The organism is Actinosynnema sp. NPDC023587 (assembly GCF_040640215.1).
In the GTDB taxonomy this organism is placed as follows: Bacteria; Actinomycetota; Actinomycetes; order Mycobacteriales; family Pseudonocardiaceae; genus Actinosynnema.
In genome coordinates, this window is record NZ_JBFABG010000003.1 from 446,669 (window position 1) to 467,164 (window position 20,496).

19 protein-coding genes are annotated in these 20,496 nt (G+C 75.0%); 12 read left to right on the top strand and 7 right to left on the bottom strand.

The features are described 5' to 3' along the window. Window positions 1-15 precede the first annotated feature (15 nt). Window positions 16-2,502: a hypothetical protein gene (locus AB0G01_RS10895; protein WP_360942538.1), complete on the bottom strand. Its 2,487-nt coding sequence runs from the start codon at window positions 2,500-2,502 to the stop codon at window positions 16-18. Window positions 2,503-2,662: 160 nt separating this feature from the next. Between AB0G01_RS10895 and AB0G01_RS10900 the strand changes: the two genes are divergently transcribed. The 4 genes from AB0G01_RS10900 to AB0G01_RS10915 all read left to right on the top strand — a co-directional run bounded on the left by AB0G01_RS10900 (window position 2,663) and on the right by AB0G01_RS10915 (window position 7,260). Further along, window positions 2,663-4,333, top strand: coding sequence for a bifunctional 3'-5' exonuclease/DNA polymerase (locus AB0G01_RS10900; protein WP_360942541.1), 1,671 nt, complete (start codon window positions 2,663-2,665; stop codon window positions 4,331-4,333). Between the two features lie 192 nt (window positions 4,334-4,525). After that, complete coding sequence (locus AB0G01_RS10905; RefSeq protein WP_360942544.1) at window positions 4,526-5,872, top strand: carbohydrate-binding protein; 1,347 nt, start codon at window positions 4,526-4,528, stop codon at window positions 5,870-5,872. Window positions 5,873-5,899: 27 nt separating this feature from the next. Then, window positions 5,900-6,586 (top strand): carbon-nitrogen hydrolase family protein, encoded by a 687-nt coding sequence (locus AB0G01_RS10910; protein ID WP_360942547.1) that lies wholly within the window; start codon window positions 5,900-5,902, stop codon window positions 6,584-6,586. Beyond that, complete coding sequence (locus tag AB0G01_RS10915) at window positions 6,583-7,260, top strand: helix-turn-helix domain-containing protein (RefSeq protein WP_360942550.1); 678 nt, start codon at window positions 6,583-6,585, stop codon at window positions 7,258-7,260. Before AB0G01_RS10910 ends, AB0G01_RS10915 begins: the two co-directional genes overlap by 4 nt. On the opposite strand, the gene AB0G01_RS10920 is transcribed toward AB0G01_RS10915, so the two are convergent. After that, entirely contained in the window at window positions 7,242-8,105 is an 864-nt protein-coding gene (locus AB0G01_RS10920) for a hypothetical protein (RefSeq protein WP_360942553.1), read from the bottom strand. The genes AB0G01_RS10915 and AB0G01_RS10920 overlap by 19 nt on opposite strands. 144 nt (window positions 8,106-8,249) lie before the next feature. On the opposite strand from AB0G01_RS10920, the gene AB0G01_RS10925 reads away from it, so the two are divergent. From AB0G01_RS10925 to AB0G01_RS10940, 4 genes are read left to right on the top strand one after another with little or no spacing between them, the layout of a single operon-like run. Next, window positions 8,250-8,654: a hypothetical protein gene (locus AB0G01_RS10925; protein WP_360942556.1), complete on the top strand. Its 405-nt coding sequence runs from the start codon at window positions 8,250-8,252 to the stop codon at window positions 8,652-8,654. A gap of 5 nt (window positions 8,655-8,659) precedes the next feature. Continuing rightward, complete coding sequence (locus tag AB0G01_RS10930; protein WP_360942559.1) at window positions 8,660-9,259, top strand: DUF3558 domain-containing protein; 600 nt, start codon at window positions 8,660-8,662, stop codon at window positions 9,257-9,259. 2 nt (window positions 9,260-9,261) lie between these two features. Further along, window positions 9,262-10,665, top strand: a complete 1,404-nt coding sequence (locus AB0G01_RS10935) for a hypothetical protein (RefSeq protein ID WP_360942562.1) — start codon at window positions 9,262-9,264, stop codon at window positions 10,663-10,665. Window positions 10,666-10,673: 8 nt separating this feature from the next. After that, the gene (locus AB0G01_RS10940; protein WP_360942565.1) at window positions 10,674-11,495 is read left to right on the top strand and encodes an ESX secretion-associated protein EspG; all 822 of its coding nucleotides are present in this window, start codon (window positions 10,674-10,676) and stop codon (window positions 11,493-11,495) included. Here AB0G01_RS10940 and AB0G01_RS10945 read toward each other — a convergent pair. From AB0G01_RS10945 to AB0G01_RS10965, 5 genes are all read right to left on the bottom strand, one after another. Then, window positions 11,467-12,627 carry a lactate 2-monooxygenase gene (locus AB0G01_RS10945; protein WP_360942568.1) on the bottom strand — a complete coding sequence of 387 codons (1,161 nt, stop codon included), beginning with the start codon at window positions 12,625-12,627 and terminating at the stop codon, window positions 11,467-11,469. The two genes, AB0G01_RS10940 and AB0G01_RS10945, sit on opposite strands and share 29 nt — an antisense overlap. Before the next feature lie 268 nt (window positions 12,628-12,895). After that, a complete protein-coding gene (gene secD, locus AB0G01_RS10950) occupies window positions 12,896-15,073 on the bottom strand; it encodes a protein translocase subunit SecD (protein WP_360942571.1) in 2,178 nt (725 codons plus the stop codon). Between the two features lie 40 nt (window positions 15,074-15,113). Further along, window positions 15,114-15,431, bottom strand: coding sequence for a hypothetical protein (locus tag AB0G01_RS10955; RefSeq protein ID WP_360942574.1), 318 nt, complete (start codon window positions 15,429-15,431; stop codon window positions 15,114-15,116). A 29-nt stretch (window positions 15,432-15,460) separates the two neighbouring features. Beyond that, the gene (locus tag AB0G01_RS10960) at window positions 15,461-16,450 is read right to left on the bottom strand and encodes a tetratricopeptide repeat protein (protein WP_360942577.1); all 990 of its coding nucleotides are present in this window, start codon (window positions 16,448-16,450) and stop codon (window positions 15,461-15,463) included. Window positions 16,451-16,550: 100 nt separating this feature from the next. Beyond that, a complete protein-coding gene (locus tag AB0G01_RS10965) occupies window positions 16,551-17,159 on the bottom strand; it encodes an NAD(P)H-dependent oxidoreductase (protein WP_360942580.1) in 609 nt (202 codons plus the stop codon). Window positions 17,160-17,266: 107 nt separating this feature from the next. On the opposite strand from AB0G01_RS10965, the gene AB0G01_RS10970 reads away from it, so the two are divergent. From AB0G01_RS10970 to AB0G01_RS10985, 4 genes are all read left to right on the top strand, one after another. Next, complete coding sequence (locus AB0G01_RS10970; protein WP_360942583.1) at window positions 17,267-17,737, top strand: MarR family winged helix-turn-helix transcriptional regulator; 471 nt, start codon at window positions 17,267-17,269, stop codon at window positions 17,735-17,737. Window positions 17,738-18,213: 476 nt separating this feature from the next. Then, on the top strand, window positions 18,214-18,357 hold the full coding sequence (locus tag AB0G01_RS10975; protein ID WP_360942586.1) for a hypothetical protein: 144 nt from the start codon (window positions 18,214-18,216) through the stop codon (window positions 18,355-18,357). Between the two features lie 127 nt (window positions 18,358-18,484). Beyond that, window positions 18,485-19,810: a LuxR C-terminal-related transcriptional regulator gene (locus tag AB0G01_RS10980; RefSeq protein ID WP_360942588.1), complete on the top strand. Its 1,326-nt coding sequence runs from the start codon at window positions 18,485-18,487 to the stop codon at window positions 19,808-19,810. 511 nt (window positions 19,811-20,321) lie between these two features. Next, window positions 20,322-20,468 (top strand): hypothetical protein, encoded by a 147-nt coding sequence (locus AB0G01_RS10985; RefSeq protein ID WP_360942590.1) that lies wholly within the window; start codon window positions 20,322-20,324, stop codon window positions 20,466-20,468. The last annotated feature ends 28 nt before the right edge of the window (window positions 20,469-20,496 follow it).

Here is a 20,496-nt window from a genome sequence, read left to right on the forward strand (position 1 = left end):
GGGACCTGACAGGTGTCACGAGGACGGCCAGTCCCGGGCGACCATCGCCCGGGTCCGGGCGCGCGCGGCTCCCGGGTCGGGGTGCGCCCGGACCACGGCTTCCACCGCCCGCACGCCGTGCGCGAACCGGTCCGGCGCGGCCCGCCCGTCGCGCAGCACCAGCACCGCGTGGTGCGCCGCCGCCAGCGCCCGGTCCAGCTCCTCCCCCGCCTCCGCGCACAACCGCGCGTAGAGCGAGAGGCTCTCGGCGTAGCGGAGTTCGGCCGCCAGCTCGTCCGGTGTCCGGGTCAGCCGCCACGCCAGCACCGCCTGCCGGGCGCGGGGCAGCGCCTCCGGGCTCCCGTGGTCGCGCAGCAGTTCCGCTTCCCGGTGCACGGCCAGCGGGTAGCCCAGCGACGCGCCCCGGTGCCGACCGACCAGGTCCCGCCACAGCCCGGCGGCCCGCACCGCGAACCCCAGCGCCGGCCCACCGTGCCCGGCGGCGGTCAGCGCGTCGGCCAACGCCTGCCACGCCGCGGCGAGCCGGCCGCCGCCGGTCACCAGGAGCCGGCGCGGCAGCCGCCGGCCGACGGCCAGCTCCTCGTCCGCGATCCGCCGCGCCTCGCCGTCCCGGCCCTCGTCGAGCAGCAGCCGCGCCAGCCGCGACCGGGCCACCGCGAAGTCCACCTGGTGGTGCACCGGGGACCGGATCACCAAGGGGTGCAGCAGTTCCACCGCCTCCTCGGCGACCGCGACCCGGGCCGGACCCGGCAGCAGGTCGCTCTGCTCCCCCAGCGCCGCCGCGAGACCCGCGTCGTCCACCCGCCGCCACACGCCGACCGCCTCCCGGGACGCGGCCAGCGCGTCGGCCGTCCGGCCCAGCCGGTGCAGCAGCGCGCCCAGGTGCGCCAGCGCGGCGGCCAGCGCCGGTTCGAAGTCGCGCGGGTTCGCCGCCGCCAGCCGGCGCAGCACGGTGATCGCCTCGCGGGCCGCCGACGCGGCCTCCTCGGGCAGCCCGAACGTCGACAGCAGCGCCGCGACGGAGGTCAGCGTGCGGGCGAACTCGGCTTCGTAGCGCGGGTCCGCGTCCGCGACCTGCCGCCACCGCAGCACCGCCCACTGGGCCGCGTCCCCGGCCTCGACCTGCCGGTCCACGTCGAACAGCCGGACCGCGAGGTGGTGGGTGACCTTCGCGAAGTCCAGCCCGAACAGCGCCGGGTGCAGCCGGTGCAGCTCCTGGTAGAGCAGCGCGGCCTTGCTCACCGCGCCCAGCGCCTCGTTCCGGCGGCCCAGCGCGGCGTGCCGCAGGCCGAGCCGGTCCAGCGCGGCGGCGAGCTGCGGCGTGCACTCCTCGTCGTCGTCGGCGACCTCCCGGCACAGCTCCACGGCCTCCTCCGACGCGGCCAGCGCCGCGCCCTGGCGGCCCACCGCGACCAGCCGCAGAGCCAGGTCCCCCACCGCGTCCGCCAACGCCGGGCGGTACTCCCCCGGCTCCTCGTCGACCAGCTCCCGGTACAGCGCGACCTCGGCATGGGCGGCCTCCACCGCCTCCTCGCGCAGCCCGGCGAGCGCGGCCCGCGCGCCCAGCATCCCGTGCAGCTCGGCCAGTTCCGGCTTCGCCGCGAGCGGCGCGCGGTCCCGCAGCAGGGTGCGGGTGAGCACGGCGGGCAGCACGTCGCCGTGGAAGCGGGGGTCGTGGAACACCTGGCGCGCGATGGCCTTCGCCGGCTCCGGGCGCTCGGCCAGGACGGTCAGCGGCACCGCGCCCACGAGCGCGACCAGCTCCGGTTCGGCGGCGAACAGCTCCTCGGCGCGGCGCAGGGCGTGCGGTCGGCGGCGGGCGACGCGCAGCAGGGTTTCCAGGGCGTCGGGGGTGCGCTCGGGTTCGATCCGGTCGTCCAGCAGGGTCACCGCCAGCACGTCCTCCGCCAGCCGGCGGGTGGTGGGCCCGGCCGGGTCGGCGTCGGACAGCCGGCGCACCAGGTCGACCGGGTCGTCGGCGGGCCGGCCGAGCACTGCGGCGAGCGCGGCCAGGTGCAGGTCGTGGAAGGTGTCGGCGGCCGGCGGCGGCGCGGTGGGGCGCGGGCGGCCGAGGAAGTCGGCGAAGCGGTCGCACGCCGACGCGAACGACGCGGCGTGCTGGTCCGGGCACGGCGTCAGCGCCAGGTCCGCCGCGGCGTAGTCGAGGTCGCCCGCGCGCTGGCGCACCGCCGACCACCACCAGCCGGCCTCGCGCGCCACCAGCAGCACCCGCGCCCGCCCGACCGGCTCCTGGAGCAGCCGGGACAGCTCCGGCCACGGCAGCAGCTCCGCGTCGTCCACCACCCGGACCGCGCGGTCCGCGAACAGGCCGGCCAACCGGGTCTTGCCCACGCCGGACGGGCCGTGCAGCAGCAGGAGCGACGCCGGCTCGGCCCCGTCCCGCCACCGCGCCACCGCCGCCGACTCGCGGACCCGCCCGTGGAAGGGTGCCACCTCGTGCCGGGCGTCCAGCAGCTCGCCGGGGGACAGGATCCGTTCCACGGCGCACATACTGCCCGCCAACCCGTGCCACGAATGGGTGTCCCCGCGCACCGGTCCCCGGGGTCGGGGAGAACGCCACCGCCCCGGACCGGCAGGTCCGGACGCCGCGTCGCGGCCGACCGGTCCGGGACTGTCGTACCCCCGGTGCACAATTCACGGTGTGCTCGCGGCCCTGGTGTCACACGCGGAGAACGCCGGTCAGGTCCGGCTGCTCTCCGACGCCGGGGTGCCTGAGGGCCCGGTGGTGGAGACGGCCGACCTGGCGGCGACGGTGGCCGAGCTGGAGCGCGCCCGCCCGCGCTGGCTGTGGCCCGCCACCGCCGAGGTCTACCCCGACCTGCTGGCGCGCGGCGTGCGGGTCGAGCGCTGCCTCGACCTCCACCACGTGGAAGCCCTGCTGCTGGCCCACCAGGGCAGGCACCGGGAGCCCCGGGAGCTGGGCGCGGCCGTGGCGCGGCTGCGCGGCCTGCCCGTGCCGGAGGACCACGGCCCGCGCAAGCGCGACACCCGGCCGACGCTGTTCGAGCCCGAGCGCGGGCCCCTGCCCGGCGCGGAGGACCCGTTGGCGGCGGTCGTGGCCGTGCACGCCGAGCACCGGCGGGTGGTGGCCGGCCTCCCGCACGCCGACCGCCTGCGGCTGCTGTTCGCCGCCGAGTCCGCGAGCGCCCTGGCCGCCGCCGAGATGACCCACGCCGGGTTGCCGTGGCGGGCGGACGTGCACGAGAACCTGCTGGTGGAGCTGCTGGGCCCGCGTCCGGCCGGCGGGGCCCGGCCGGGCCGGCTGGCCGAGCTGGCGGACCGGATCACGGCGGCGTTCGGCGGTCGCGCGGTGAACCCGGACCACCCGCCGGGCATCGTGCGCGCGTTCGGGCGGGAGGGCATCGAGATCCCGTCGGCGCGGGCGCGGGTGCTCAAGGACGTGGACCACCCGGCCGTGGCACCGCTGCTGGAGTACAAGGAACTGGCCCGGCTGTGGGTCGCGCACGGCTGGTCGTGGCTGGACCAGTGGGTGTCGGGCGGGAGGTTCCGGGCCGACTACGTGGTGGGCGGCGTGGTGTCCGGGCGGTGGGCGACCCGGGGCGGTGCGGGGTTGCAGATCCCGCGCACGCTGCGGCGCGCCGTGCTGGCGGACCCGGGCTGGCGGTTGGTGGCCGCCGACGCGTCCCAGCTCGAACCGCGCGTGCTGGCGGCGCTGTCCGGCGACCGGCGGCTGATCGAGGTCTCCGGCGACGACGACCTGTACACGAACGTCGCGGCGGACGCGTTCGACGGCGACCGGGGCCGCGCCAAGATCGCCATGCTGTCCGCGATGTACGGCGGCACCAGCGGCGAGGCGGGCCCGCTGCTGGCCGTGCTGCGCCGCAGGTTCCCGGACGCCGTCGGCTACGTGGAGGCCGCCGCGACCGCCGGCGAGCAGGGCCGCGTGGTCCGGTCGAGGCTGGGCCGCACCAGCCCGCCGCCGTCGCAGGCGTGGCACGAGACGACCGGCAACGCCGACGAGGGCGAGGACGCCGCCCGCCAGTCCCGCCGGGTGGCCCGCGAGTGGGGCCGCTTCACCCGCAACTTCGTGGTGCAGGCCAGCGCCGCCGACTGGACGGCGGCCCTGCTGGGCGCGCTGCGGCGGCGGCTGCACCAGTCCGCGCCGGCCGCGCACCTGGTGTTCTTCCAGCACGACGAGGTCCTGGTGCACAGCCCGGCCGAGGTGGCGGACGTCGTGTGCGCCGAGATCACCGCCGCCGGTGCCGAAGCCTCCCGGCTGGTCTTCGGCGACACCCCGGTCCGCTTCCCGATCAACGCCACCCCGGTCGACAGCTACGCCGACGCGAAGTAGCCGCCTCCTCGACGGCCCGTCGCCCGTGCCACCCGGCCCGGTGCGCCGGAGGATGAGCCGGCCGGACGAGCGGAAACCGGCCCCGACGGCGGCATTCGTCCCTTCGGGCGCTTGAGTCCCCGGCGTGGGATCGCTCTCATGAACTGTCCGCAGCGTCACCGCGCAGGACCCGTGACAGGAGGTCACCCGCGCATGGCACCCAGCCGATCGCGGCGCGTGCTCGCCACCGCCGCCGCCCTGCTCGCCGCCGTTCCGGCCGCCGTCGTCGCCGGCACCCCGGCCGACGCCTCGCTCCCGCCCACCCCGCCCGGCTGGGCGCTGCGCTGGAGCGACGACTTCACCGGGCCGGCGAACAGCCCGCCCGCCGCCGCGAACTGGATTCCCGACCTCGGCCACGGCTACCCCGGCGGTCCCGCGAACTGGGGCACCGGCGAGGTCCAGCGCTACACCGACGCCCCGGGCAACATCGGCCTCGACGGCAGCGGCAACCTCCGCATCACCGCGCTCCGCGACGGCGCGGGCAACTGGACGTCCTCCCGCGTCGAGACCCGCCGCGCCGACTTCCGCCCGCCCGCCGGCGGCAAGCTCGCCATCGAGGGCCGCATCCGGCTGCCGAACGTCACCGGCCAGGCCGCGCTCGGCTACTGGCCCGCGTTCTGGGCCCTCGGCTCCCCCTTCCGCGGCAACTACTGGAACTGGCCCGCCATCGGCGAGTTCGACGTCATGGAGAACGTCAACGGCCTCGACTCCGTCTGGGGCGTGCTGCACTGCGGCGTCAACCCCGGCGGCCCGTGCCGCGAGGCGTCCGGCCTGGGCGGGAGCCGCGCGTGCCCCGGCACGTCCTGCCAGTCGGCGTTCCACACCTACCGCTTCGAGTGGGACGAGGGCGTCAGCCCTCGGCAGTTCCGCTGGTACGTCGACGGCCGGCAGTTCCACCGCGTCAACGAGAACCAGATCGGCGCGGGCACCTGGCACGCCATGACCTCGCACGCCGGCTACTTCGTGCTGCTCAACCTCGCCGTCGGCGGTGCGTTCCCGGACGCGCTGGCCGGTCGGACCCCCACTCCCGCAACGGTTCCCGGCCACTCGATGCTGGTCGACTACGTGGGCGTCTGGACGGCCGGCGGCACGGGGTGGGACGCGTACGCCGAGATCGAGGCCGAGCAGGCGACCGCGCGCTCCGGCGGTGTCCTGGAGGACGTCACCGGGGGCGGCCAGGCCGTCGGCAAACTGAAGAACGGCGACTCGCTGCGCTTCGCGGACGTCCGCTTCGGCACCGGCACCGCCGGCCAGTTCCTCGCCCGGGTGGCGTCCGGCGCGACGGGCGGCGTCAGCGGTCTGGTCGAGATCCGCCTGGACAGCCCGACGGCGGCCCCGGTGGGCAGCTTCGCCATCGCCGGCACGGGCGGTTGGCAGTCGTGGCGGACGGTGCCCGCGAACATCGCCGGCACCACCGGGACGCACGACGTGCACCTCACCTTCACCAGCGGTCAGCCGGCCGCCTACGTGAGCCTGGACCGGGTGCGGTTCGCGCCCTGAGGACCGCACCCCCGTTAGGCTGGTGCCGTGCGGGTAGCCGCGATCCAGACCACCCCGCGCCCGGGGCTCGACGCCAACGCCGTCGACCACGCCCGGCTGATCGGCGAGGCCGGCGCACGGGTCTGCGTGTTCCCCGAGCTCTCCCTCACCGGCTACCGGCTCGACCCCGGCGCGGCGCTCACCGAGGACGACCCCCGCTGGTCGCCGATCCGCGAGGCGTGCGCGGCGCACGACGCGTTCGCGCTCGTCGGCGCGCCGCTGTCCACCCCGGCCGGCACGCTCATCGCGACCGTCGTGATCGGACCGGACGGCGACACCCTGGGCCACTACGGGAAGCGCCACCTGCACGGCCCCGAGTCCGACCTGTTCACACCGGGCGGTCACCACCTGCTGCTGGAGGTGGACGGCCTGCTGCTCGGGCTCGCGATCTGCTACGACGCCGCCGTGCCGGCGCACGCGGACGAGGTGTCGGCCGGCGGCGCGGACGTGTACGTGGTGAGCGCCCTGTACGCCACCGGTGCCGAAGGGCGGATCGCGCAGCAGATGGGCCGCGCGGCGAGCCTGGGCCTGTGGGTGGTGATGGCGCAGTTCTGCGGACCCACCGGCGGCTACGACGCGTGCGGCGGCAGTGGTGTGTGGCGTCCGGGTGGCGAGGTCGACGTCCGGCTCGGCCGGGAGCCGGGCAACGCCCGCGCGACCCCGGCCCGGCCGTGAGCACCTACCGGGAGCGCCCCGCCGCCGGCCTGGACTGCGTGTGGGAGCGCACGTCGGACCACCCGTCGTCGGGCCGGGTCGTGCCGGACGGCCGCACCGACATCATCCGGTACCCGGACGGCGGGTTGTTCGTGGCCGGCCCGGACACCGTCGGCCACGTCACCGAGCTGGGTCCCGGCCGGGTGGTCGGCGTCCGGTTCGGGCCGGGCGTCGGGCCGGCCGCGCTCGGCGTCCCGGCGCACGTGCTGCGCGACCAGCGGGTGCCGCTGGCCGAGCTGTGGGACGACCTGGCGGCGCTGGAGGACGCCCTGGCCGGCGCGGACGACCCGGGCGCGGTGCTCGCGGACGCCGCCCGGCACCGCCTGCGCGCCGCCCCGCCCGACCCGCTGGCCGGCGCGATCGCCGCGTCGGTGACCGCCGCGCCGGTCGCCGGGCTCGCCGACGACCTGGGCCTGAGCACCCGGCAACTGCACCGCCGCAGCCTGCACGCGTTCGGCTACGGCCCGAAGACGCTGCACCGCGTGCTGAGGTTCGACCGGGCGGTGAAGCTGGCGTGGACGGGCGTGCCGTTCGCCGAGATCGCCCACCGCACGGGCTACGCCGACCAGGCGCACCTGTCCCGCGAGGTGAAGGACCTCGCCGGCGTGCCGCTGGGTCAGCTCATCCGGCCGTAGGCGCGCAGCGTCAGCAGCGCCTCGATCGTCACGATCGGCCGCCACTCGAACTCGGTGACCGGGGTCCACGCCGGCCACGGGAACGTCCAGCCGCCGTCGTCCTGCCGGGCCGCCGCCAGCTCGTCCAGGTCGCGGGACATCTCCGCGTCGCTGAACCACGGCCGCGCGACGCTGTCCGGCGTGGCCGCGTAGTGGTGCGGCTTGTGCGTCTCCCCCGCCGCGTACCCCTCGGTCCGCTGCCCGTCGCCCAGGTCCACCAAGCCCTTCGCGCGCACCAGGGCACCCAGCCGCGCCGCCGCCGCCCCGGCCCGCGCGCGGTCCGGGACGTGCTGGAGGAACTGGACGCACGCGCCGATCTCGTAGGGGTGCGACCCGGCCAGCTCGTCGATCCGCCGCCAGCAGTACCCGGTGGCCCGGTCCAGCCACGGGTGCTCGACGCCGGCTTCGTGCAGGACGCCCGCCGCGAGGGCGGTCATCAGCAGGTCGCTGTCCTCGGCGACCTGCCACCACGGCGCTCGCGGGTGGTCCCGGGAGGTGGCCAGGCAGTTCGGCACCCCGCCGTCGGGGTTGGCGACGCCGGCCAGGAAGTCGGCGGCACCGGCCGCGAACCGGTCGTCGCCCACCTCGTGGCCCAGCTTCACCGCGGTGTAGGTGTGCAGCGGCTGGCTGGACGGTCCGCGCCCGTCCGGCTCCAGGGCGTGCCCGAATCCGCCGTCGTCGTTCCGGTACGCCGCGATCGCGGTCACCACGGGCTCCGCCGGACCGCCGTCGAACAGGAAGGAGAACCGCCGCTGCTCCAGCACGCGGGCGTGGTGCCAGACGAAGGACCTCGCTGCTTCGATCATGTTCCGACCTTAGGCACCGCCCGACCCGCCGGTCTTGAACGAAACGGACATCGTCCCCGGCCGGGGGAAACGCGCTGAACCACCGGACGTGCTCCGATCGCCGTGCCATCATTGATCCCCGACTGGCGTGAGGGGGCGCGAGCGATGCTGGATGCCGGGGGCGGTGGCGGGAAGCTGGGGTTCGTGGCCGACACGGTCGCGAAGGGGCCCGGCGCGGGTTTCGTGTCCACGCGGACCACGTTCTTCGTCGAGCCGGGCGAGGCACAACGGCTGATCGACGGCTTGAAAGAGGCGCTGGAGAAGCTCCTCGAAACGAAGCGGACGGCCGAGCGGATCGCCGCCGCGAACTCGCCGGGGAAGGACGTCTACAGCGGAGTCGCCACGCTCACCCTGCGCAAGACCGCGGGTGACGAGGAAGGCGGCTACGGCTGGGCCAACCTGAAGGCGCAGCAGACGCTGGAAAAAACGATCTCGAACATCCAGCAGGCGCTGGACGAGTACCGGGCCACGGACTCGGCAGCCGCCGACGCACTGAAGCCGAAGGGCTGAATTCGTTGATTCGCACTTTCCGCGCGGTCCTGGTGGCGGGAGTGGCCGTCACGGCCCTCGCCGCCTGCACGTCGACCACGGGCACCCCGACCCGGGCACCGGACGCGACCACGGGGGCCGGTGCCACGACGAGTTCCGGCAAGCCGGCCGGCGGCGGCTCGGGCCTGGACATCCAGGAGTACCTGACGAGCCCGTGCACCATCCTGACCCAGGCCCAGCAGTCCGCGCTGACCACGTTCCGCGAGGCGAAGCCCGAGTTGACCGGCTCGCAGGGCCCGAGTTGCACCTACCAGGGCAAGGACGTGCTGGCGAACTCGACCTTCGAGATCACGTTCCTGGTCGAGGGCACCTCGATCGAGGACCTGATCAGCAACACGAAGGCCGGTTTCGCGACGGCCAGGGAGACCACGATCGCCGGCCGGCCCGCGATCTCGTACGACAGCGCCGACGGCAAGCGGAATTGCAGCACCGCGTTCGGCACCTCCGACGAGGAAGCCGTCCTCGTCCAGGGCAACATCGGCAAGAACGACAAGCTCAACGACGACAACGCCTGTGGCACCACCGAGCGGGTGGCCACGACGATCGTCGGGAACCTGAAGGGGTAGCGATGGCTCCTGCCGGCGACGTGGACATGGACCTCGGTGGCTTCGCGCTGCTCCAGATGGGGATCGGCGCGGACAAGATCTACGGCTGGTTCCGGGAGGGCACCGGCCCCGAGCGGACCACCGACTCCGCCCAGCGCGACTGGGAGCAGGTCAACCGGGACCACGTCGACGTGGCCTACCTGATCAACAAGGCGGTGCGGGACTCGGGCGCGTCCTGGGAGGGCGCGGCGGGCGACCAGGCCCGCGCGTCGACCTCGCCGCTGGCCAGTTGGTCGGAGGCGGCCGGGAGCAGCGCCCGGTCGGCGGGCGCGAGCACGTCGGAGATCAGCGACTCGTTCCGGCTGGCCCGCGACTCGGTGGAGAAGCCCGTCGCCGTGCCGGACAAGCCCTGGTACAACGACGGCGTCCCGTGGGACACCGACTACGACGACGCGGTGGAGAAGAGCCAGGAGGTCAACTCCCGGAACGTGCGGGTGCTCAGCGCCTACGGCACGGCGGCGAACGCGGCCGGCGCGTCGATGCCGACGTTCCAGTCCCCGGACGAGATCGGCGCGGGCATCGACGACGGGATCGACCCGCCGATCGTCGAACCGCCGCCGCTCCTGCCGTGGGAACCGCGCCCGGTGAAGCCCAAGGGCCCGGACGACGACGACCCGCCCGGCGGTGACGGCGGTGACGGCGACGACGGCACGAAGAAGCAGTGGGGCGAGCCGACCGTGCCGCCCGGCCGTGACGACGGCACCACGCGGACGTCGTCGGTCGACGTGCCGGACCGGCCGACGTTGCCGCCGGCCACCGTCGACCCGCCGCGCGTCCAGCCCCCGCCGCCCGGCGACCCGAGGTTCCCGCTGTTCGACCCGCGCCTGCCCTACGACCCGCGCAACCCGAACGACCCCCGCAACCCCCGGAATCCGAACAACCCGAACCTGCCCCGCCACCCCACCCCGCCCGCCAACCCGAACCGGCCGCCCGTGCGGGTGCCCGGCGCGTCCGGTCCCGGTGGTCCCGGTGGCGGTTCCGGTAGCGGGCGCGGCGGCACGGGCGGCATCCCCGGCGGCGGTCCCGGTGGCGGCGGCGGTCCCGGCGGGCGGATGCCCGGCCTGCCCGGCCCGGGGGGCTTCGGTCCCGGCGGTTTCGGGCCCGGCGGCACGTCCGGCGCGATGCCCGGCGAGCGCGGCTTCGGTCCCGGCGGCAGCGGTGGCGGTGCCGGACCCGGCGGTGCCGGTGCGGCCGGTCGCGGCGGTGCCGGTGCGGGCATGGGCGGCATGGGTGGCATGGGCGGTGCGGGGGCCGGCAAGGGCCAGGGCGACGAGGACACCGAGCACAAGTCCGCCTCGTACCTCCAGGGCGCGGACGACCTCTTCGACGACGGCACGATGGTGGCCCCGCCGGTCATCGGGGAGTGAGGGGCACTGTGCTGCGCACCAAGGTGACGATCCCCGTCGTCGCGCTCTACACCGCGTGGCAGGCCGAGGGCCTGCCGACGTTGCACAACGCGCTGCTGACCGACGTCGACTTCGACGAGGAGCGCGTGGCCGAGGGCGACGTGGGCGGGCTGGCGGACCTGGCGCGCGGGGCGTGGACCGAGCTGGAGCGGCTCGGCCTGGCGCGCGGCCGGCAGGTGCACGCCGACCTGGCGACGTCGCTGCGGCTGATCGCCGACGCCGGCACGGAGTACTACGCGTTCTTCAACCAGGACGGCGGTGGCACGCGCACCGCGCTCGTGGTGCGGTCCGGGGACGACGCGCTGCGCGTGGTCCTCCGGCCGGACAAGCACTTCGTGCTGGAGCCGGTGCGCGCGCAGGACGCCGTGCAGTCGTTGGTGTCGGCGCTGCCGGAGGCGAAACCGGGCCGGGGCGGCGTGCTGTCGCTGCCCGTGGACGCGCTGGAGGACAAGCCGCACCGCCCCCGGTTCAACGACGAGGACGGCGGCTCGTTCCTCCAGTCCAGCAGGCCCACCGGCGCGCACGTCGCGGAAGCCCAGACCGTTCGCAGGCTGCTCGCCGAGCAGCGGACCGGCGGCGGCCAGTTGTACGCCGCCCACCGCGACCGGTTCGGCCGCAAGCAGCGCTGCACCGCGCCGCTGACGTTCTTCGACACGACCACCGGCCGGTACGTGTCGGCGAAGTCGACGAGTGGCGACGGGACCCCGTGGATCACCGTGCAGCCCGCCGACTTCGCCACCTTGCAGAGCCGGTTGCGGCAGCTCAGCGGGGACGCAGCGCCTCGCGGCTGAGCTCGGCCGGGCTGCGGTGCCCGGACAGCGCCAAGGTCAGCTCGAAGTCGGCGAGCAGGCCGCGCAGCACGTGCCGCACGCCGACCTGCCCGCCGTGCGCGAGCCCGTAGGCGAAGGGCCGTCCCACCAGCACCGCCTTCGCGCCGAGGGCGAGGGCCTTCACGATGTCCGCGCCGCAGCGGATGCCGGAGTCGAACAGCACCTCGACCTGCTCCCCCACGGCGTCGGCGATGTCCGGCAGCACGTCCAGCGAGCCGACCGCGCCGTCGACCTGGCGTCCGCCGTGGTTGGACACGACGATGCCCTGGACGCCCGCGTCGACGGCCTTGCGCGCGTCGTCGGGGTGCTGGACGCCCTTGAGCACGATCGGTCCGTCCCAGTGCTCGCGCAGGAAGGACAACTGGTCCCAGGACCTGTCGGTGCCGGTGAACAGCCGCACCCAGCGCAGGATCGCCTTCGGCAGGTCGTCCTCGGGCGGGGCCGCGAGCCCCGCGCGGAACGCCGGGTCGGAGAACGGGATCGCCGTGCCCACGCCGCGCAGGAACGGCAGGTAGGCCTGGTCGAGGTCGTGCGGTCGCCAGGCGAGCGTCCAGGTGTCCAGCGTGACCACGAGGACCCGGTAGCCGGAGTTCCGGGCGCGGTCGAGGATGCTCGCGCAGACGTCCGGGTCGTCGGGCCAGTAGAGCTGGAACCAGCGCGCCGCGTCACCGGCGGCCTCGGCGACGTCCTCGATCGTGTGCGAGGAGGCCGTGGAGAGCACGAACGGCACCCCGAGCTCGGCCGCCGCGCGGGCGGTCGCGAGCTCGCCCTCGGGGTGCAGGATCGACTGGACCCCCAGCGGCGCGAGGAGGACCGGAGCGGGTGCCGGCGTCCCGAGCACCGACACCCCGAGGTGCCGCCGGGTGGCGTCGGTGAGCATTCGCGGCACGATCCGCCACCGGTCGAACGCCTCCCGGTTGGCCCGAGCCGTGCTCCCGCCCCCGGCCGCACCCGCGACGTACCAGAACGGTCCGGGCCCGAGCCGCTCCCGGGCCGACGCCTCCAGCCCCTCGGGGTCGGTGGTGAACGGCGGCAGGGTGCCCGCCAGTCCTTGAAGGTAGATCTCGTTCTGGTAGGCAGCGAAGCCCGTCATCCGTCCTCCACAGCGGCCGTCCTGTGCGGGTCATGCTCCGCCCGCGCGCCCGCCGCCGCAATCACGCGCAGCCGGGCGACTTCCAGGACCCGGAACCGGAGCGCTGCCTCGAAGTCCCGGCCTCGACGGCGGTTCCCGGAGTCGACGCAGCCGATCGGTGGCCTCGTCCCATCGCTCGATCGAGGCCACCCTCCGCGCGCTGCACCACCTCCGAACGGTTAAGCCGCCGGGAACGTCCCGCCGACCGCGAGCAGCGCGTGGCCCGTGCTCATCGGCGGCCCCGGGCGCGGTGGTGCAAGGCGATCGCCACCGGTGCCGCCGTCAACATCGTGGAGATGGTCCCGGCCACGACGCCGACCAGCAGCGCGGTGGCGAAGTCGGCGAGCGACCCGTCACCGAGCACGAGCAGCGCGGCGAGCACGAACAGCACGCCGATCCCCGTGTTCACCGTGCGCGGCACGGTTTGCAGCACGGCCGACCCGACCACGTCCGCGTACGGGTCCTTCTGCCGCGTCTTGCGCAGTTCGCGCACCCGGTCGAACACCACCACCGAGTCGTTGACCGAGTACCCGATGACGGTCAGCAGCGCGGCCAGGAACACGCCGTCGGCGGTCTTGCCCATCCACGCGAACGCGCCGACCAGCACGACGACGTCGGTGACCAGCGCGACCACGGTGGCCAGGCCGAGCCGCCAGTCGAACCGCACCGCCAGGTACGCCAGTTGCGCGGCGACGGCGATGGCCAGCGCGATCACCGCATTGCGCCGCAGTTCGGCACCCAGGCTGGGCCCGATCAACTCGTTGCTGACCTGCGTCGCCCCGCCGGTGGCCCGGTCCACGGCGGCGGCGACGCGGGCCGCCGCCGCCTCGTCGATCGGACCGGTGCGCACGGACACGCCGGTGTCGCCGGAGGTCGCGACGACCGCGTCGCCGAAGCCCGCCGCGGCGAGCTCGGCGCGCACCGCGCCCGCGTCCACGGCGGACGCGGTGTAGTCGATCATCCGGCCGCCGGTGAACTCGACGCCCAGCTCCAGACCGCGCACGAACAGCCCGGCCAGCGCCACGAGCAGCACCGCACCGGCGGCGAGCAGCCAGCGCCGGGGCCGCTGGAACAACCGGATGCCGCGACCGGTCAGCCACGTCCGCACCCGGCCGAGGTCGTGCAGGCCGCTCCACGCCGGTCGCCGCTCCAGCAGCGGCATGGCCAGTCGCAGCAGCACGCGGGTCAGCACCAGGGCGCTGAACAGCGACGCGATCACACCGATGGACAGCGTGACGCCGAACCCCTTGACCGGCCCGGTGGCCAGCCAGAACAGCAGCCCGGCCGCGAGCAGGGTGGTCACGTTCGAGTCGGCGACGGCGCTGAACGCGCCCTTGAAGCCCTGGTCCACGGATCGCGGCAAGCGTTTGCGGCGGGCGTACTCCTCCCGGGACCGCTCGAAGACCAGCACGTTCGCGTCCACCGCCATGCCGATCGCGAGCACGAACCCGGCCAGGCCCGGCAAGGTCAGCGTCGCCCCGATCGCGAGCAGCGCCGCGTAGGACAGGCCCGCGTACCCGACCAGCGCGAGCACCGCGATCAGCCCGGCCAGCCGGTAGACGAAGATCAGGAACAGCCCGGTCAGCGCGACGCCGACGACGGCGGCCCGGCTGCTGGCCTCGATGGCCTCCGCGCCGAGCGTCGGGCCGACGGTCCGCTGCTCGACCACCTCGACCGGGACCGGCAGTGCGCCGGACCGGATGACCAGCGCGAGCTCCTGGGCCTCGGCCTGGGCGAACTTGCCGGTGATCTGGGTGCTGGTGCCGATCATCCCGGTCCGGCAGGGCACGGACGGGTCGACCTGCGGCGCGGACACGACCTCACCGTCGAGCACGAACGCCACCCGCCGCTGCGGGTCGCCGGGTGCGAAGCAGGCGGCTTCACCGGTCACCCGCTGCCAGGTGGCCGGCGCGTCACCCTGGAACTCCACGGTGACCAGCCAGCCCGCGCCCTGCTGGTTGGGTGACGCCTGTGCGCCCTTGATGCCGTCGCCGGTCATCGCGACGGGGCCGAGCGCGACCAGGTCGCCGGCGTCGCCGGTGGGCACGTCACCGGGTCCGGTGACGGGTCGCACGGCGAGCTGCGCGGTGCGGCCGAGCACGTCGATGGCCTCGGCCGGGTCCTGCACGCCGGGCAGTTCCACGACGATCCGGTGGTCGCCGGAGCGCGCCAGGACGGGTTCCGCGACGCCGAGTTCGTCGATCCGGCGGCGCAGCACCTCCAGCGCCCGGTCGGTGTTGTCGGCCGTGGCCTCGGACGGGGTTTCCAGCACGATCTGGGTGCCGCCGCGCAGGTCGAGACCGAGGCGCGGCTGGCTGGTGAGCAGGATGAACGCGGACGCGACGAGAACGCCGAGGGACAACAGCCCTCGGGTGAGGAGTTCCCGCCGCGCTGAGGAGCGCGGCATGGCGAGGTGACCTCCGGGGTCGGGGTGCGGGTGAGCCGGACTACCGGAGGTCTGCGGGCGGCGCGCGTTCGCCGAGGGGTGCCTGGCCGGTGCGCTCGGGCGCGCGGTGGGTCGGGTCGAGGACGTCCTCGGCGGGGCGGGGCGCGGGTGGGACGTGCACGGGCGGCTGCACGCCGTCCAGCGGCTGGCCCAGGTGGCCCTGCTGCTGCACGGGGTGCGCGGTGACGCGGGCCGCCGTGCCGGGCAGGTGCGCGGCGTCGGCGGTGGACGAGACGGAGATCAGGTCCACCGGGTCGCGGTGGGCGGGGCCGACGACGACGAAACCGGCGATCAACGCCAGGAGCAGCATGAGTCGCATCGCGGCCGGCCCTCCTCTCCACGCCCAGGTTAGCGGCCCCGGCCCAGCACGACGACGGATCCGCCGACCAGCGCGCACAGCCACGCGATCACCAGCGGCTGCATGGTGGTCGCGCCGAGCAGCAGCGCGACCGTCCACCCGGCGAGCACCAGCGCGGACAGCGCGAACATCGTCCCGGCCGCCGCCACCTTCGGCCGGTGCCGGGGCAGCGCGAACAGCGCCCGCCGCACGCCGCGCCGGGCGCGCACGAGCAACTGGAGCACGATCGCGCAGACACCCACGACCAGCACCCCGGAGAACCACCCGAGCAACGGCGTCGGCTTCGGCATCCCGGCCAGCAGCAACAGCATCCCGCCCGCGACCAGCAGCACGGCCAGGCGGGACAGTGCGGGCCAGACCAGCGCGTGCGCGGCGGTCAACGCGTCGCCCGCGGGCGGCGCGGGTGCGGCGGCGCGCTTGCGCCGCACGGTGGCCAGGTTGGCGCGGACGTCCTCGTCGGCGGGGTCGAGCCGCAGCGCGCCCCGGTACGCCCATTCGGCCGTGCCCCAGTCCCGGACCCGCAGCGCGGCGTCGCCGAGCACCTGGAAGGCGCGCGCCTCGGTCGGCGCGAGCCGGGCGGCCTCCTGCCCGACCTCCACCGCCTCGCGCCTGGTGTCCGGCGAGGCCGAGAGCACCTCGGCCAGCACCACGTGGCAGCGCCAGTCGCCGGGCTTGCGGCGCACGCACTCCCGGGCCGCCACCACGGCCTCCGGGTGCCGCCCGAGTTCGCTCAGCGCCAACGCGGCCAGTCGCTGCGCCCACGCGTGGTCGCCGTCCAGCACGAGCGCGCGCTTGGCGGCGTCCAGGGCGGGGTCGGGCTGCCCGACGTCCAGGTGCGCGGCGGCCAGGCGGCACCACGCCTCGGCGTGCCGGGGGTGGGCCGCCAGCGCGGGCCGCAGCAGCTCGATGGCCCGCGCCGGAAAGCCGCGGGCCGTGAGCTCCGCCGCCCGGACCACGACGGCGGCAATGGGCTCGGACATCCGCACCTCCGGGGACTGCGCCCGCCCAGTGTGACAGCGCGGACCCGGAACCCGATCAGGTGACCTGCGACGTCGGCGGCACCCGACCGGGGAGCGGCGGTCAGGCGAGCGCCAGCTCGCGGACCGCGCGGTGGGCGTCTTCGCGCGACTCGTCAGCCTTGTCGCGCAACTGCGCGAGGTTCGGCGCGGAGTGCGCGAGGGTCAGTTCGGTGTGGACGAACTCCAGGGCCCGGTCCACGCCCAGCCGGCCGAGCACGAACCTGAGGTAGGGCTCCTGGAAGTCGGCGTCGTGGCGCGGGGTGCCGGGCGCGTACGAGCCGCCCCGGGCGGTGACGACGACGAAGCGCTTCGCGGAGAGCGCGCCGACGCCGGTCTCCTCGTCCGCGAACAGCTCGGGCACGAGGACCCAGTCCAGCCAGGCCTTCACCGTCGAGGGCAGCGCGAAGTTGTACATCGGCGCGCCGATCAGCACGGTGTCGGCGGCGGTCAGCTCGGCCACCAGCTCCCGTTCCACCTCGTGCCGGTCGGTGGTCCGGCGGGCGTCGATCGCGATCCCGTCGAGGTGCGGGAGCGGTCGGGCGGCCAGGTCGCGGTAGGTGTAGCCGGCGTCCGGGTGGGCCTCCCGCCACGCGGTCGCGAAAGCCGCGGTGACCTCGCGGGAGACCGAGCCCCCGGTGCGCACGCTGGAGTCGATGTGCAGCAGTCCCATGGTGTTCCCTCCTGAGAAGTTCTTATTCAAGAACATATTGGTCGAGTCGTTCCGAGTCAAGATGTTCTCATTTCGGAAGTTCTTGCCGCCGGCGTAGGATTCGGGTCATGGACGCGCCCGCCGACCCCGGTTGCGTGACCCGGTCGGACCTGAACTGGTTGCTGCACCGGGCCGCGCAGAAGCTGGGCTCGCTCGCGCAGGAGGCGGCGGCGCGGCACGGCGTGACCACTCGCGGGCAGCTCGTGCTGAGCGCGCTGGTCAGCGAGGAGTTCCGGCGCACGCAACTCGCGCTCGGCCAGGCGCTGGGGCTGGACAAGACGACGTTGACCGCCGAGCTCGACCGGCTGGAGCGGGCCGGGCTGGTCGTGCGCGAGCCCGACCCCGCCGACCGGCGGGTCCGGGTGCCGGTGATCACCGAACGGGGGCGCGCGGTCCAGACCGAGGTGGAGCAGCTCCACGTGCGGGTCGAGGCCGAGTTCACCGCCGTCCTGGAACCGGCCGAAGCGCGCGTCCTGCGGGCGTTGTTGCAGCGGTTGATCCTGTGCGACCACCGACCGGACACCGGTTCCTGCCTCTAGGCGAGGTCCGGGAGCGGCGCGGGTGACCAGGACCGGCGCTGGTACGAACGGGTCGTTCCGGCGACGTTCGTGATCACCCGTTCGCCGAGGTGGAACTCGGTGACCGCGACGCCCGGACGGCGTTCGACGGAGCGCGATTCGCGAGAAGTCCCGCTCGTACCAGCGTTTCGGCCCGTCGGCGGTGCCGAGCGGCACACCCTCGAAGGGGCCGAGTCGATTATCACGATCCGTTGCGGTTCAGCCCTTTTTCACCCGTCTAGCTGACCGGAGCGATGACTCCGTGCGACGCTGTCGCCAGCTCGGCACGGTCGTCCGGCGGGTCCTCCCGTCATGGCACCGACCCGCGTGCGTCTCACTCCCGCGAGCGCCCGGGTCGGTCCGAGCACCCGTGACGAGAAAGCTGGAGGTTCAGCGCCGTGGGTACAGGCCAGGAGTGGCAGATCTCCTGTCGCGACATCGCATCCCGTCGCCGTGACATGACCGTGTTCGTCAGCCAGGGGCACGTGGTGGTCAGCGTGCCGCCGGGCGAGGCCGCCGTGCTGACGCCCCTGGAAGTGGGACGGTTGCGGGCCGCGCTGCGCGACGCGGTGGTGAACGCGTCGGGGACGCCGGAGAACTGATCCGCGCTGTTCGTGATTCCCGTGGTGCCGCAACGGGTTCCGGAGTCCACCGGGCGGTGGCACCGGCCCGTTCCCCCCACGGGCCCGGGTGGGTATCCTTCGGCCTTCGAGGGGGCTGGTGGACCGGATGACGATTCCCGTTCAGCGAGCGGCCGATCCTCGCGCCACCGCGATGACGAACCTGCGCGAGGCGCGGATGGCCCTGGACGAGGGCCGCCCCGGGGACGCGATGGAGTTCGCCGAGAAGGCGGTGGCGGCGTTCTCCTGGCTGGACGACGCGGAGGGCGTCGCGCAGGGCGTGCTGGCCCAGTCGGTGGCCCTGGGCAAGCGCGGGCTGCTGCCGGGCGCGCTGGACACCATCGACCGGGTGCAGCAGATCGCCTCCGCCAACCGGCACGTGCTGCTCCAGGCGTGGTGCAGCTTCTCGCGGGCCGTGGTGGAGCTGCGGCTGGACTCGCGGGAACGGTCGCTGCACTCGTTGGCGCGGGCGCTGGGGCTGGCCGAGCTGACCGGGGACGCCGAGCTGATCGGCTCCATCCTGTTCGAGCAGGCGGCGCTGATGCGCACCCAGTACCACGAGCACTGCATGATCCGGGCCGAGGCGACCCGGTGCAGCCCGGACGGCGAGCCGTGCGTGCGCAAGCTGCGGCGGGCCGAAGCGCTGTGCGCGCAGGTCCGGGACAAGTGGAAGAACCTCGACGAGCCGGTGCGGATGGCGCGGGTGAACCTGCTGCTCGCGCACGTCCGGCTGGACCTGGGCGAGCTGGACCGCGCGCTGCGCTCCTGCCGGCGGGCCGACCAGCTCCTGGCCGGGCGGGAACGGCCGGTGCTGCGGGCCGAGCTGCTGATGGCGCGGGCCCGGGTGAACGGCGCGCGGGGGCGACCGGTCGACCAGATCCGGCAGCTCACCCAGGCCGCCGAGCTCGCCATGAGCTGCCTGGCGCGCGAGGTGGCGGTGCGGGCGCACGGCGCGCTGAGCGTCGCGCACGAGCGGGCCGGGCAGCTCGGCGTCGCGCTGCGCCACTCCCGCGCCCAGCTCGACCAGTACCGGCTGTGGGAGCTCCAGGAAGGCCGCGACCTGCTGCGGATGCGCGAGCACGACCTGTCCGCGCGACTGGTGGAGCAGTTGGCGCACCACCGGTTCGAGCCGCGCCGGGAGAACACGGTGGTCCGCGCGCCCCGGCACGAACCGCCGCTGCGCACGTCGTCCTCGGCCGAGCAGGTGAACCGGCGGATCGCGCGGGCGTTGGCGGCGGGGCTGACCAGGCGCGGCATCGAGGTGCTGCGGCGGGTCGCCGGCGGGGCGAGCACGACGGCCATCGCGCAGGAGTTGGAACTCTCGCCGAAGACGGTCCAGAACCACCTCCAGCGGATCTACCGGACCATCGGCGTGCGGGACCGCGCGGGGGCCGCGGTGTGGTGGGTGGACCTCGTCGACAATTCCACGGGCTGAGACGCGCAACCCGACGAACGGCCGTCCCGCTGCCGCCGATGGTGGGACGTTCACGACAACCGGAACGTCCCGCTCGGGGGTTTTGCCTATTTCGGTGCGACAGAACTGGGTGATGAGCCGGACGACACCTGTGTGTCATGCTCCGCTCGGACGCTTGTCCCTGCGTCCCCTGGCGAAGCGGCGGTAGTGCGATGCGGGTGGTCGGTGGGCCCTGGAGCCCGCGAGAGGTCGCCCTGTGGCGACGAGCGCCCGCCCCGCCGCACGGCCGCGCCCCGGCCACCTCCGGCACCGGGCGGACGGCCGGCGCGCGGCCCGTCCGCCGCCCCGAGCGGCGTCTCCGGCTCACCCCACCGCGGCACTCACCCGGCCGGGCACCGGCCGGACGGCGTCCGACGCCGCCGACGTGCCGCGCGCAGCCGAGCGCCGAACCACGCGCCGGCCCGGCCGGCCACCCGGCGACGACCCGGTCGTCGCCCTCCTCCAGGCCGCTACCAACGAATGGAGCTTGACGATGGTTGTCAACGCGATCCGCAGGATCTTCGCCGTCGTGGCCCTCTGCGCCGGGCTCGGCGTCGTCCTGGCCGCACCCGCGAGCGCGGACGTGCAGCGTGAAGGCACCTCGACGGACATCTTCATGCCGCCGTACGTCGCGCCGTAGGTCACGCGCCCCCGGGGCCGGGTCCGCG

Coding starts and splice junctions, on each gene's coding strand:
- AB0G01_RS10945 (WP_360942568.1), bottom strand. CDS start 12,627: ATGACGGGCTTCGCTGCCTACCAGAACGAGATCTACCTTCAAGGACTG.
- AB0G01_RS10925 (WP_360942556.1), top strand. CDS start 8,250: ATGCTGGATGCCGGGGGCGGTGGCGGGAAGCTGGGGTTCGTGGCCGAC.
- AB0G01_RS10955 (WP_360942574.1), bottom strand. CDS start 15,431: ATGCGACTCATGCTGCTCCTGGCGTTGATCGCCGGTTTCGTCGTCGTC.
- AB0G01_RS10920 (WP_360942553.1), bottom strand. CDS start 8,105: ATGATCGAAGCAGCGAGGTCCTTCGTCTGGCACCACGCCCGCGTGCTG.
- AB0G01_RS10975 (WP_360942586.1), top strand. CDS start 18,214: ATGACCGTGTTCGTCAGCCAGGGGCACGTGGTGGTCAGCGTGCCGCCG.
- AB0G01_RS10960 (WP_360942577.1), bottom strand. CDS start 16,450: ATGTCCGAGCCCATTGCCGCCGTCGTGGTCCGGGCGGCGGAGCTCACG.
- AB0G01_RS10980 (WP_360942588.1), top strand. CDS start 18,485: ATGACGATTCCCGTTCAGCGAGCGGCCGATCCTCGCGCCACCGCGATG.
- AB0G01_RS10905 (WP_360942544.1), top strand. CDS start 4,526: ATGGCACCCAGCCGATCGCGGCGCGTGCTCGCCACCGCCGCCGCCCTG.
- AB0G01_RS10985 (WP_360942590.1), top strand. CDS start 20,322: ATGGTTGTCAACGCGATCCGCAGGATCTTCGCCGTCGTGGCCCTCTGC.
- AB0G01_RS10970 (WP_360942583.1), top strand. CDS start 17,267: ATGGACGCGCCCGCCGACCCCGGTTGCGTGACCCGGTCGGACCTGAAC.
- AB0G01_RS10965 (WP_360942580.1), bottom strand. CDS start 17,159: ATGGGACTGCTGCACATCGACTCCAGCGTGCGCACCGGGGGCTCGGTC.
- AB0G01_RS10935 (WP_360942562.1), top strand. CDS start 9,262: ATGGCTCCTGCCGGCGACGTGGACATGGACCTCGGTGGCTTCGCGCTG.
- secD (WP_360942571.1), bottom strand. CDS start 15,073: ATGCCGCGCTCCTCAGCGCGGCGGGAACTCCTCACCCGAGGGCTGTTG.